Here is a 12,359-nt window from a genome sequence, read left to right on the forward strand (position 1 = left end):
TCCTGAGCGAGGAGATCATCCGATGAGATACGAAACTGGCTGGCGCGAGCCCCTCTCGGGCGCTCGGATCGAGGAACTGCGCCAGGGCTTGCGGACATCCGCTGACCACGAGCGACTCCTGACGGACTTCTGGGCTGATGTCGAGAGGCGCGGCAGCCCTCTCGTGGCACCGATCGAAGGCGATGAGACAGGTGTCGCCGTCACGTTCCTGTGGCGGGACGAGACGGGCACGGTCGAGCACGTCGGGATCGGGGGCGGTCTCGTCCTGAACGACTGGGAGCAGCACCTCCTGCGCCGTCTTCCCGGTACGGACGTGTTCCACCTCACTTTGCGCCTCCCGCGGCACACCCGCGTGACGTACTACTTCGCACCCGACATCCACGGACACTGGGACCCCTGGCTGGAGACAGGTGAGCAGATGGAGACCCTGTACTCGTTCCGGCCCGACCCTCTCAACCCAACCTCCATCCTGGACCTGGACCCGACGCGGGATGCAGATCTCGTCGCAGCCCTCACCCAGCCGGCTCCCGGCACCCTGACGGAGCATTCCTTCCACAGCGCTCTCCTCGATGCCGAGCGGCGCTACTGGGTCTATCAACCGCCCGGTGATGAACCGGCAGAACACGTTTTATGGGCCTTCGACGGTGCCGGCTGCCTCGCGGAGGTCATGCCCCCGCAGAACCTCGTCGCCCACCTCACATCGGCAGGTGACATCCCGCGGACAGCGATGGTGTTCATCGACAACCCCTTCGAGAGCCGTCAAGCCGAAGTGACGTTCGAAGTCCCGCTGGACCGGTTCGTCTGCGAGGAACTCGTGCCCGAGGTACGCGCCCGTCATGCGTTCCCCACCGACCGGACGCGGAACACCGTCTCGGGGTTCAGCGGCGGCGGCGAGGCCGCGATCCTCTCAGCTGCGCACGGCGCGGCCCACTTCGGGAAGGTCATTGCCGCCTCGCCAGGCATCGCCTACATGCAGCGAGGCCACGAACCTCGCGAGTGGTACGCCCGCTTCCGCGAGTCCCCCGCGCTCCAGGACATCAGGTTCGTCCTCACCGTCGGAGAGCTTGAGGTGGACCGCGTCTACGACATCCCCTCGCTGTACACGGCCGCGCACGAGTTCACGGACCTCCTGAAGGACCTCGACTTCGACGTGACGCTGCTGACCGGCCCAGTCGGTCACGACTACTTCTCATCGCAGATCTTGTTCGCCCACGGCCTCCGACACCTCACGACGTCGCTGCGTTCGACATGACGCACACCTGCTGACACCGGCCAGCCGAGTCCCGCCGTCCGGCGAAGCCCCCGCTGACCCCTCGACGTGCCGATCCAATCGGTCCCATCAGAAGGAGCACCATGCCTGCCACTCCGATCGTCTCGGGATTCCACCCGGACCCCTCCATCTGCCGAGTCGGTGAGGACTACTACCTCGTCACATCGTCGTTCGAGTACGCCCCAGGGGTGCCCATCCTGCACAGCCGCGATCTCGTGACCTGGACCCAGATAGGCAACGTGCTCGACCGAGACGATCAGCTGGATCTGGGTGGTTCCTTCGGCAGCTCCGGCATCTACGCCCCGACGATCCGCCACCACGACGACCGCTTCTTCATGGTCACGTCGAACGTCGGACGGTACATGGACGGGCACCTGATCGTCAGCGCCGAAGATCCTGCGGGACCGTGGACCACGCCCGTGTACACCGCCGGCGCAGTGGGCATCGACCCCGACCTCAGCTGGGATGCCGAGGGCGTCTGCCACCTCACCTGGTCAGCGGGAAGCGGCGCCACATCGATCATGCAGGTGCAGGTCGACCCCACCACCGGCCAGCTGTTGTCAGAACCGAAACAGATCTACGGTGGCGACGGTTTCGCACACGCTGAAGCCCCACATTTGTTCCATCGGAACGGCTGGTGGTATCTGTTGCTCGCGGAAGGTGGCACCGAGCGCGGTCACATGGTGACCATCGCACGCTCGCGCACGATGGACGGCCCGTTCACCGCGAACCCGGCCAACCCGCTTCTCACCCACCGCAGCACGGTCGAAGCAGTGCAGAACACCGGTCACGCTGACTTCGTCGAGAACGCCGACGGCACGTGGGCCGCGGTGTACCTCGGGGTGCGGCCGCGCGGCATGACTCCGCAGTTCCACGTCAACGGTCGGGAGACCTTCCTCGCCGGCGTCGATTGGCTGGACGACTGGCCCGTCATCGATGAGGACCGCTACAGCGTGCCCGTCGATACGACTGCTTTCGTGGACGACTTCACGAGCACGCCGTTGCACCCTCGATGGGTCAGCCCCGGCGTGCACCCGGCCGAACTGCTCTCGGCGACGGACGGTGGCATGACCATCGCGGCGTCGCCGAGGAAACCACTGTCGAGGCCACTCGTCGCCGTTCGGACGAAACACCAGCAGTGGAGGGCTGGCGCGTCCTTCACGTCCGGCACCGGCCGTCTGACTGTCCGGCTCGATGACGACCACTGGGCAGCGAGTGAACTCCGTGACGACACGGTGGACGCCCGTGTGAAGATCGGTCCGCTCGAGCAGATCATCGCGTCGATCCCTCGTCCCGGCTCGTCCTCGATCACCCTCGAAGTTCGGGCCGTGACGCCGCACGATGGTCCGTGGTCCCCCGCCCCGGACAGGATCGAGCTCGGTTTCCAGGAAGACGAGGACCGCTTCCACGTCCTCGCGACTTTCGACGGCCGGTACCTTTCCACCGAGGTAGCCGCGGGCTTCACCGGCCGCGTCGTCGGCGTCGAGCCCGTCGACGGCACCAGCAGCACGGGCCCGCTCCAGCTGTTCTCCTACGGCCCCGTCCTCGGCGACTGAGCCAGACCACGACCACGACCACGACCGACAATTTCCATCTGAGAACTGGATACGAGGAGAGAACATGACCACGACATCGACCACACCCCAGCGATTCGCCGGCAAGACCATCATCATCACCGGAGCAGGATCTGGGATCGGGCGCGCAACGGCCACCCGGGTCGCCCACGAGGGCGGCCGGGTCATCGCGACCGACGTCGTCGCGGAAAGACTGCACGACCTGCGCGCCGAGCTCGTCGACGGAGCGGGGCTCTCGGTCGAGACCGTCGCAGGAGACGTCACCGACGAGGCGACCATCGTCGCCCTGCTGGCCGCTGCGGGCCCTCAGATCGACGGCCTGGCGAACGTCGCCGGCATCATGGACGCTTTCCTCCCGCCGAGCGAGGTCGACGACGCCACCTGGGACCGAGTTTTCAGTGTCAATGTCACAGGTCCCATGCGCCTGACTCGGGCGGTGCTCCCCCAGATGATCGCCGCGGGTGAGGGGTCGATCGTGAACGTCGCTTCCGAGGCGGCACTCCGGGCCTCTGCCGCCGGCGCCGCCTACACATCCTCGAAACACGCCATTGCCGGGTTCACCAAGAGCGTCGCGTTCTTCCACGGCCCCCAAGGCATTCGGGCGAATGCCGTCGCGCCTGGAGCGGTCGCGACGAACATCGAGGCGCCGATGCGTAGCGAGTACGCCGCGTCGCGGGTCGGACCCATCATGCAGGTGAACATCCCGCCGGTAGCCCAACCAGGGCAATTGGCCGCCGCCATCACCTGGCTTCTGAGCGACGACTCCGCGAACGTCAACGGCGCCGTGCTGCCGAGTGACGGCGGTTGGTCCGTCGTCTGAACTACCGGCACCGTGGTCGTCAGAGCTACCCCTGCCGGCCACGATCCGGCCGGACCGGAGGAGGAGAAGTAAGCCTTGCCGAGCCCCCTTTTCACAGATCGACGCCCCGCGGCCCGACTCGGACACCTCATACGAACCACACGCAGGGACCGGGGGCTTCGACAAGAAGATCTGGCCCGTCGTGCCAGCATCGCGACAGCGACCCTACGGCGCATCGAGAAGGGCGAGGTCACCGGTCCCAGCGTCTTCGTGGTCCTCAGACTGCTCACGGAACTCGACCTCGATGCAGGGCACCTCAGGGCGTTGACCTGAGGTCGAGGCCCGGCATCAGCTGTCGGCAGGACGGCGTTGCCGGGCCTCGCTGCAGAGAGCGAGCTGGCGTAGGTGCCCCTCGGGCGAAAACCGTCAGCTGCAGATGTCTGGAGCGTTTGCCATGTCGAACAACGGGGCGAACGCGGCCGCATCCACCACGGCAACGCCTCCGCTCATCGCACCGAGACGGTCGAGGGGGATGGCGTTGGTGAGGCTCTGCATGTCTGCGCCCATCCCGACCTCGGAGACCTCGCTCGTGTCGAGGCCACCTCCCATCGCCTGCCCGAATGCGGGTCCCGCGATCGGGTGGGCGAGGATCTCCCCCAAGGTCGATGCGGCGGTCAGGGGCACCCGCGGATCGTCTCCTTCGATCGTGACAATCACGCTCGAGCGCAGGTCGCGGCTGGAGGAAGCTGCCCACACGGTGTAGTGCCCGCCCTCGACGACCCATGCGTCGGTGCGGTCCTCCCAGTAGGCGAGGTCACCACGGCTGATGTGCGCTGTGGCGACAGACGTCTCCCCAGGTGCCAGGGTCACGGCGGCGAATGCCCGGAGCTCTCGAGGTGCACGCTGCACGCCGGAGTCGGACAGACCCGAGTAGAACTGGACGACCTCACGGCCGGCCCGCGAGCCCGTGTTCGTGATCGGCAGGGAGAGGGTGACACCGGAATCGTCGGTGGTCGCGGTGATCTCACCGTAGGAGAACGCGGTGTAGGAGAGGCCGTGGCCGAATGGGTAGAGAACGGGCACGTCGCGCGCGTCGTAGCCGCGGTAGCCGACGAAGATTCCTTCTCCGTAGGTGATCTGAGAGTGCTCACCGGGGAAGTTGAGGTAGGACGGCGCGTCCTGCAGACGCATCGGCACGGTCTCGGTGAGCTTGGCTGAGGGGTTGACGTCACCGAAGACGACTTCGGAGATGGCGTGACCGCCGCCCTGCCCGAGGAGGGCTCCGTCGACGATGGCTGGGGCCAGGCGGTCGACCTCGGTCAGGTCGACGACACCCCCGTGGCTGAGGACGACCACGGTCTCCGGTCGGGCTGCGACCACAGCGCGTAGCAACTCGAGCTGCTCGGCAGGAAGGCCGATGTCAGTTCGGTCGACACCCTCGGTCTCTTGATGGTCGGCAAGTCCGAGGAACACCAGGGCGACGTCAGCGCGAGATGCGGCCTCGACCGCTGACGCGAGCGCGCCGGGACCGGTGCCGGGTGAGTACGTGACATCGGCTGCTCGCTCGGCGATCTGCTCGAACGGGATGTCGACGTGGGCTGCGTTGACGTGCGAGCTCCCACCGCCCTGGAAGCGAGGCGTCATCGCGAACTGTCCGACGACGGCGATTCGGGACGTGGATGTGAGAGGGAGGATGCCGGAGTCGTTCTTCAGGAGCACGATGCTGTTCGCGGCCATGATGCGGGCGAGCTCGTGATGGGCGTCGAGGTCGAGGTCGGCGACGACGGACGCGGCTCCTTCGGTGACGCGGTCGATGAGTCGCGTGACGCGGTCGGCTGCCTGCTCGACGAGATCGGCCTCGAGCACGCCGGCACGCACGGCGTCGACGATGTCCTCATCGCCCGCAGCTGTGCCACCACCGGGCATCGTGAGATCAAGGCCTGCAGAGACTGCCGCGACGCGATCAGCCACGGCGCCCCAGTCCGACACCACGGCACCATCGAAGCCCCAGTCGCCACGAAGGACGTCGGTGAGCAGCCACTTGTTCTCGCTCGCCAGGATGCCGTTGATCTTGTTGTAGGAACACATCACCGTCCACGGTGAAGCGTCTTTCACCACGCGCTCGAAGGCACGCAGATAGATCTCCCGCAAGGGCCGAGCGGCGACGTTGGAACTCGTCCGCATGCGGTCCGTCTCGGAGTTGTTCGCCGCGAAGTGCTTTACCGACGCACCGATGCCGCCGCTCTGCAGGCCGCGGACCCAGGCGGACCCGAGGACGCCGCTGAGGTGCGGATCTTCGGAGTAGTACTCGAAGTTGCGGCCGCCTCGGGGGTCGCGGCGAATGTTGATGCCGGGCCCGAGCAGCACCCCGACGCCGTAGTGCCGCGCTTCCACGGCGAGGGCCGCCCCGACGATCCTGGCGAGCTCGGGGTCCCAGCTCTGTCCCAACCCCGCGGCCGGGGGAAAGCACGTCGCCGGCTCGCTCGCGGCGATGCCGAGGTGATCGGCTTGGCCTGCTTGGTAGCGGACCCCGTGCGGCCCGTCCGTGAGGAGGACCCGTCGGCCCTGGTCGTCTTCCTTGGTCGACCAGAACGTGCCGCCACTGGTCAGGGCCGCGTCATCGATGAGTGAAACTCCGCGGATCGCATTATGCGTCATGGTCGTGCTCCTTCAGGAGATGAGGTCTGCCGTCATGGCGTGGAAGTCGGTGTGGGCAGCCGGGCTGAGACAACCGGAGGTGGGTGGTGCCTACCGTGCCTTGCTCGTCTCGTCAGGCGTGAGTGGCGGGCAGGGATTCCTGGGTCGGCGTGCCCTGCCGGGCGACATCACCGAGCCACGCGAGGCTGGGCTTCGGGTGTCGCTCGAACGTGCTCCGGTCGACGGCGATGAGCCCGAAGGTCGCCTCCCAGTCTCCCCACTCGTAGTTGTCCAGTGCGGACCAGTGGCAGTAGCCGAGAACATCGATGCCGTCCGCCATGGCTTCTGCAAGATGCGACAGCGCAGCGGAGGTGTAGCTGATCCGACGTTCGTCGTCCGTGGTGGCGATGCCGTTCTCGGTGATGAGCGCTGGGACGCCCCTGGTGACCTCGGCGGCGTTGCGCACGGCGATTCCGAGGGCGTCGGGCCGGTAGGCCCATCCCGTGAGCGTGTTCCCGGGGTCTTCGGGGTGCGGGACGATCCCGGTACCGTCGATGAGCTGGCTGGTGTAGGCCTGGACGCCGATGAAGTCGTCGCCTCGGGCGGCCTCCAGGAACTTGTCTTCCCAGGCGTACTTGATCTCGGTGTAGCGCTCCTCGTTGCCGGGGGTGCTTTGGAACGCTTGGCCGGCGACGGTCCATCCGACCTTTCCGGACAGTGACGCGTGCAGGATCTCCCTGGCCGCCCTGTGTGCTTCGATGAGCCGGTCACCGATCTCCGGATGGGGCACCACTTTTGCCAGGCCTTCGGAGCGGCCTGCTGCTGCAGCTTCCGCGTCGAACGTGCCCTCACGCATGGACACCATCACCTGATCCATCAGCGACATCAAGGCCAAGACGTTCGGCTCGTTGATGGTGACGATGTAGGGCACGTCGTGGAGGATGTCGGTGCACGCCGTGACGTAGGCACGGAAGCGGTCGATGGCCCCGGGGGCGAGCCACCCTCCGGCCTCCTTGAACCATGCGGGCACCGAGAAGTGGTGGATCGTGACGATGGGGGTGAGCCCGAGTTGCAGGCACGTGTCGATCATGCGCCGGTAGTGCGCCAGTTCGGCGCGTGAAACGTGTCCCTCGACGGGTTCGATCCGTGCCCACTCGATGCCGAACCGGTAGGCGTTCAATCCCGCGTCAGCCAGCAGCTTCATGTCCTCGGCGTAACGGTGGTAGCTGTCGAGAGCGTCGCCGCTGGGCTGGAACATCTGCGGGAAGGCCTGTTCTTGGGCCCACCAGTCGCTGTTGAGGTTGTTTCCCTCGACCTGGTGGGGCGAGGTGCTGGCACCCCAGAGGAAGTCGGTCATCAGTTCGGTCCCTTCGTTGTGGGGGTGCATCTAGCGTGAGCCCTTGACCCGGGTCGAGATGGAGAGGGCCCCGAGGAGGGTGACGACCGCTGCGACGAGGAACAAGAGGGTGTAGTTCTTGTCCGTTCCGGTGACACCGATGAGGAGGATCGCTGCGGCGGCCAGAGGGGCCAGGGCCTGAGCGAGCGAGATCGCGATCTGGGAGATGCCGCTGTAGCGACCGGCTTCGGCTTCGCGGTTGGGCATGATGTCGAGCAGGATCGCGTTGTCGATCGAGGAGAAGATGCCGATCGCGAGCTGCGTTCCGAGGCCGGCGATCACGACCGTGGTGAGATCCGGGGCGAAGGCCATCACGGTGGCGGCGACGGCGAAGATGACGCCAGCGATGAGGATGAAGATCTTGCGGCGCTTGATGCGATCCGACAGCCATCCGCCGCCGAGGGCACCGAGGGCCGCGGCACCGACACCGCCGAGCGAGACCAGGGCGATGAGCCCCGCGATTCCGGCGATGTCCGTGCCGGCTTTCTGAGCGACGAAGAAGATCGTGAAGGTGGTGTTCAGGGTCAGACCGAACATGAAGAGAAAACGACCCAGCCAGTTCCAACCGAAATCAGGGTGGAGGCGCGGGTTGAAGACGTAGTTCGGGAGAACCGCAGCGAAGGTCAGACGCTCACCGGCGGGCTCGACGGCCCTCGGGTTCTCACGCGCGGCAGTCAATGCGAAGAGCACGATCAGTGCGAAGCCGATGCCACCGGGGACGAGGAAGACGAGGTAGTTGCTGAACACCAGCGCGGCGCCGATCACCGAGCCGAGGACTGGGGCGGCCATCTGGGCGAAGCCCATGAGACCGGCGACCGAGCCACGCTGCGATTCGGGGACGCGGTCGGCCTGGATGAACAGGAACGTCCCGGCGGCGGTACCCCAACCCAGTTGCGCGAACAGCCACCCCAGGGCGAGGACCGGAACGGAAGGCGCAGCCGCCATGACGACCAGGGCGCCGAGGCCGAGGATCGCTCCACCGATCATCCACGGGCTACGCCTGCCCAGGCGTGTCCTCGTGCGGTCGCTGAGCATGCCGGCGAGCGGAGCGGTCACGAGCGCGCCCGCTGCGCCAAGGCCGATGATCAGCCCCTGATACTCCTCGTTTCCTGGGGCCAACTGCTGCACTCGGAGCGCGATCGAGATGGCGATGGGTGTGATGAAGGCGATGTTCGCGCCGACGGCGGCGAGGACCATCAACGTGATGAACCCTCGTGACACCCGAGCGGTGGAACCATGCGGTTCAGCGATCACCTGGGCGCCTGCAGCTCCGGGCTGTTCGACAGCCCCAGCACCCACAGGGAGGGGAGTGATGGGGGCCCCGGGGGCACCTGGCGCCTGAGCGTCGTCCTTCATGGGGCTGTGGTGCATGCCATCGATCTGAGCCATGTGATCCTCCTTGATCCACCGGTGAACGCCTCATCGCGGTGTAGTTTTCGGAAGGTAGCATAAATCTCACAGCGCTGACAATTTCGTTTGAGGAGAGTCATGGCAGGGCAACGAGGTCCGTACTCGAAGACTCCAGAAGTGAGAGCGCGCATCATCGATGCGGCGTCCGAGATGTTCGCGGCCTCCGGGTACCGAGGAACGACGATGAAAGACATAGCGGGCATGTGCGGCCTGACGGCAAAAGGTGTCTCCCACCATTTCGCGTCGAAAGACGAGCTCCTCATGGAGGTGCTGGCCGCTCGAGACCTCGAGGGGCGCAAGGTGGCCGACGAAGCGTCGGACGCCTCCGCGTCCTTCGAGATCCTCTTCGAGTCCCTCGCCGCCACACGCCACGAGCCACGACTGGTGGAGCTCTACGCCGTGCTGTCGGCTGAGGCGATTTCGCCGGATCACCCAGCTCACGAATATCACCAGCAGCGATACGGGCAGGTCCGCGATGAGTTCGAGTACCTGATCGAGAAGGTCGTCCGAGGACGAGAAGGAGACACGGCGCCCTCTGCGCGAGACCTGGCCTCGCTGCTCATCGCAGTCATCGACGGTCTCCAGCTGCAGTGGCTCTACGACGCCGACGCGATCGACCTCGAGAGACTCGTTCGCACCTTCGTCGCGCGCATCCTCAGTAGCGACCAGCTGCCGACTGCGGCCGGCTGACGTGCGCTCGCGTGGCCACTGAACGGCAAAGCACGACGAAGGCTCGCCTGATCCACCGCCGCTCAAGGCAACCGCGCCTTCCGCGAGACTTGCCCGAGCACGTCCAGGTCAGGGCGTCGACGTAGGGGCATCCGGATCGGCGTGCCCGGTGGCAAGTACGACGTCAGCGGCAACACTGGCGAGGCCGATTTCCCTCGACGGTACCCAGTCGAGCAAATCCGCGACGTGGTCGTCGAGCTTGGCAGGCCTGATGATCGCCGCCCCGTGTCGTCGATCCGGTCCACGGGGGCCTGCTCGAGGTCGCGCTCCGCGACGCCTCCGGTGAGGCCGAGGGAGTCGAACACGTCGGGGTCCTTGGCGAGTTGCCTGTGCCCCGACGGCAGTCGGCCGAGAGCTTGTCGGCCGATTGCCGGTGTCCCCGGCCAGGCCTGGGGAATGGCGCGAATGCACTTCCCACTCGACCTCCAGGACCCATTCATGCCCGGGAACTCCGCGCGCAGGTCATCCGCGAGCCGGCCCGACACGCCACTCCCCCGACCACTGGGCGCCTGGCGCTGGGACAGCAGGTCACCGATCGACCATCAGACCTCGACGAGTCTGGTGTCGACCTGCCGGCGCGCCTGCCTCCGGGCTTGGCGCGCTCGGGTCTCGAGGTCGGCGAGGACGTAGCTGTAGCCGTCGGGGACGAGCTGCTCTGGCAGGGGTTGGAGCCTGGGTGGCACCGACGGTTGACGCAGGAGCGGCCTCACAGATCGCTGTCCGGCCCTGAAACCGGGAAGCAAGGCCTGGCGGGCACGGTGCGACATTCAGGGCAACGCAGTGGCTCCCCGGGAGCGCGGCGACCTGCCGTGTGTCAGGGTTCGACCATGACTTCGTGGCCCGCTCTGCTCGTCGCTGCCCTCATGTCCGCGTTCGGGCTGGTCGCGCTGCTGAAGACCGACGACGTTCTTCGCGCGTTCGGGGACGACTTCATGACGATCCGTGGGCGACGAGGCGGGGATGCCGTGCGAGGCCCGTTCCGATTCTTCGGGTGGTCCGCCCTGGCCGTCGGCGTTGCTGCTTTGGCCGTCTTCTTCTTCACGGGATGAACACCCCCTCGGGTTCTTGGGAGGAGGCAGGTCCAAGCGCTCACTCGAGAGCGGCCTGCGCACACGAAGAAGCCCTCGCCCGACGGGGGGAGCCGTGCTGCGGGGCCGCTGCTGCTCAGCCGGACAAGAGCCGCCTGGCAGCTCTAGGCCACCCCATCAAGGTAGGAGCTGGCCAGGCCAGGGTGTCACCCGCGGTCACGGCGGTCACTCTTCTGGCTCAGGGCGCGATCGCCAGGCGCGACGAGGACGCTTGCACGAAGCGCCGGACGTGCTCGTGGCCCTCGGCGGGGCCGGCGGCCTAGCGCTCGCGCACGATCAGCGCCGACGCCGCGGTCACGAGTCGACGCGGCAAGAAGCGGTGGGCCTGCGCGCCGATCGCGTTGCCGAGCCCGCTGACGACGACGGCGCGGCGGCGGCGCACGGCTCGCAGGGCCGCGGTGACGACCTGCTCGGGCGTCTGGCGACCGCTCGTGAGGAAGTCCCGACCGGTCGCGGCGAAGAACCCGGTCTCGGTCGCGCCGGGGCACAAGGCCGTCACGGTGACGCCCGAGCCGCGCACCTCGGCGTGCAGCGCCTCGCTGAACGAGAGCACGAACGCCTTCGTCGCGCCGTAGAGCGCCATCGTCGGGATCGGCTGGAAGGCCGCCGTCGAGGCGACGTTCACGACCGTGCCGCGTCGGCGCTCGAGCATGCCCGGCAGCAGCGCGCGCGTCAGCGCGACCACCTGGGAGCAGTTGAGCTGCACCTGCGCCAGCTGCGCATCGGCGTCGGCCTCGGCGAAGGCGCCGTGCGAACCGACGCCCGCGTTGTTGACCAGCACGTCGATCGGACGGTCGGCGACCGCGGCCAGCACGGTCTCGACCCCCTCGGGGGTCGAGAGGTCGGCGACCACGGACGTGAAGGACCCGGAGGCGCGGGTCGTCGCGAGCTCGGCCCTCACCTGCTCGAGTCGGTCGCCGCTGCGCGCCACGATCACCACGTCGTGGTCGGGTGCGAGGCGGCGGGCGAACTCGGCGCCGATGCCGCTGGAGGCCCCGGTGACGAGGGCGATGGGCAGGGCGGCGGTGGGTGCGGGCATGGAGTCCATCTTGGCGCGCCCGAGCCGCACACCTGGTCGCACCACCGCCGCGTCGTCGAACCACCCCGGAGCTCGGTTCGACGACGCGAGCGTGGTGCGACCCGGGCAGGAGGCGCGGGTCGGGGCGCGCGGGACGGTGCTGCCCAGGGAACGACGTGCGCCGACGGGCGGCGGCCGCCGCGCGGGCCGCAGCACCGGCGCGGTTCGACCTCCGAGGGGCAGCGCGTCGGGTCCGCAGGCCCGTGAGCCGAATCCGTGCCGACGTGGCCCCCCCCAAGGGGGGGGGGGGGCCCCCCCCGGGGGGGGGGGGGGGGCCCCCCCGGCGGGGCCCCCCCCCCCCCCCCCCCCCCCCCCCCCCCCCGGCCCCCCCCCCCCCCCCCCCCCCCCCCCCCCCCCCCCCCCCCCCCCCCCCCCCCC

The 12,359-nt window shown here is 67.8% G+C and carries 10 protein-coding genes; 6 read left to right on the forward strand and 4 right to left on the reverse strand.

What is annotated here, in order from left to right; genetic code table 11:
* Positions 1-22: 22 nt before the first annotated feature.
* The 4 genes from ABID81_RS15290 to ABID81_RS15305 all read left to right on the forward strand — a co-directional run bounded on the left by ABID81_RS15290 (position 23) and on the right by ABID81_RS15305 (position 3,976).
* The gene (locus tag ABID81_RS15290) at positions 23-1,252 is read left to right on the forward strand and encodes an enterochelin esterase domain-containing protein (RefSeq protein WP_354595634.1); all 1,230 of its coding nucleotides are present in this window, start codon (positions 23-25) and stop codon (positions 1,250-1,252) included.
* A gap of 53 nt (positions 1,253-1,305) precedes the next feature.
* On the forward strand, positions 1,306-2,826 hold the full coding sequence (locus ABID81_RS15295) for a glycoside hydrolase family 43 protein (protein WP_502915245.1): 1,521 nt from the start codon (positions 1,306-1,308) through the stop codon (positions 2,824-2,826).
* A gap of 64 nt (positions 2,827-2,890) precedes the next feature.
* Positions 2,891-3,664, forward strand: coding sequence for an SDR family NAD(P)-dependent oxidoreductase (locus ABID81_RS15300; RefSeq protein WP_354595636.1), 774 nt, complete (start codon positions 2,891-2,893; stop codon positions 3,662-3,664).
* A 75-nt stretch (positions 3,665-3,739) separates the two neighbouring features.
* The gene (locus ABID81_RS15305; protein WP_354595637.1) at positions 3,740-3,976 is read left to right on the forward strand and encodes a helix-turn-helix domain-containing protein; all 237 of its coding nucleotides are present in this window, start codon (positions 3,740-3,742) and stop codon (positions 3,974-3,976) included.
* Positions 3,977-4,069: 93 nt separating this feature from the next.
* Here the strand turns inward: ABID81_RS15305 and ABID81_RS15310 are convergent, their stop codons facing one another.
* The 3 genes from ABID81_RS15310 to ABID81_RS15320 form a co-directional block, all read right to left on the reverse strand.
* The gene (locus ABID81_RS15310; protein ID WP_354595638.1) at positions 4,070-6,301 is read right to left on the reverse strand and encodes a glycoside hydrolase family 3 C-terminal domain-containing protein; all 2,232 of its coding nucleotides are present in this window, start codon (positions 6,299-6,301) and stop codon (positions 4,070-4,072) included.
* Positions 6,302-6,413: 112 nt separating this feature from the next.
* Positions 6,414-7,637, reverse strand: coding sequence for a glycoside hydrolase family 1 protein (locus ABID81_RS15315; protein ID WP_354595639.1), 1,224 nt, complete (start codon positions 7,635-7,637; stop codon positions 6,414-6,416).
* Positions 7,638-7,667: 30 nt separating this feature from the next.
* Positions 7,668-9,065 (reverse strand): MFS transporter, encoded by a 1,398-nt coding sequence (locus ABID81_RS15320; protein WP_354595640.1) that lies wholly within the window; start codon positions 9,063-9,065, stop codon positions 7,668-7,670.
* 138 nt (positions 9,066-9,203) lie between these two features.
* Between ABID81_RS15320 and ABID81_RS15325 the strand changes: the two genes are divergently transcribed.
* Both ABID81_RS15325 and ABID81_RS15330 read left to right on the forward strand, forming a co-directional pair.
* The gene (locus ABID81_RS15325; protein WP_354595641.1) at positions 9,204-9,776 is read left to right on the forward strand and encodes a TetR/AcrR family transcriptional regulator; all 573 of its coding nucleotides are present in this window, start codon (positions 9,204-9,206) and stop codon (positions 9,774-9,776) included.
* Positions 9,777-10,642: 866 nt separating this feature from the next.
* A complete protein-coding gene (locus ABID81_RS15330; RefSeq protein WP_354595642.1) occupies positions 10,643-10,864 on the forward strand; it encodes a hypothetical protein in 222 nt (73 codons plus the stop codon).
* Between the two features lie 298 nt (positions 10,865-11,162).
* On the opposite strand, the gene ABID81_RS15335 is transcribed toward ABID81_RS15330, so the two are convergent.
* Complete coding sequence (locus ABID81_RS15335; RefSeq protein ID WP_354595643.1) at positions 11,163-11,942, reverse strand: SDR family NAD(P)-dependent oxidoreductase; 780 nt, start codon at positions 11,940-11,942, stop codon at positions 11,163-11,165.
* Positions 11,943-12,359: the final 417 nt, after the last annotated feature.

The organism is Frigoribacterium sp. PvP054, assembly GCF_040547465.1.
GTDB lineage: Bacteria > Actinomycetota > Actinomycetes > Actinomycetales > Microbacteriaceae > Frigoribacterium.

Excerpts from the sequence above, each read along its gene's own strand:
- ABID81_RS15310 (WP_354595638.1), bottom strand. The coding sequence starts at position 6,301 with ATGACGCATAATGCGATCCGCGGAGTTTCACTCATCGATGACGCGGCC.
- ABID81_RS15330 (WP_354595642.1), top strand. The coding sequence starts at position 10,643 with ATGACTTCGTGGCCCGCTCTGCTCGTCGCTGCCCTCATGTCCGCGTTC.
- ABID81_RS15335 (WP_354595643.1), bottom strand. The coding sequence starts at position 11,942 with ATGCCCGCACCCACCGCCGCCCTGCCCATCGCCCTCGTCACCGGGGCC.
- ABID81_RS15290 (WP_354595634.1), top strand. The coding sequence starts at position 23 with ATGAGATACGAAACTGGCTGGCGCGAGCCCCTCTCGGGCGCTCGGATC.
- ABID81_RS15320 (WP_354595640.1), bottom strand. The coding sequence starts at position 9,065 with ATGGCTCAGATCGATGGCATGCACCACAGCCCCATGAAGGACGACGCT.
- ABID81_RS15315 (WP_354595639.1), bottom strand. The coding sequence starts at position 7,637 with ATGACCGACTTCCTCTGGGGTGCCAGCACCTCGCCCCACCAGGTCGAG.
- ABID81_RS15300 (WP_354595636.1), top strand. The coding sequence starts at position 2,891 with ATGACCACGACATCGACCACACCCCAGCGATTCGCCGGCAAGACCATC.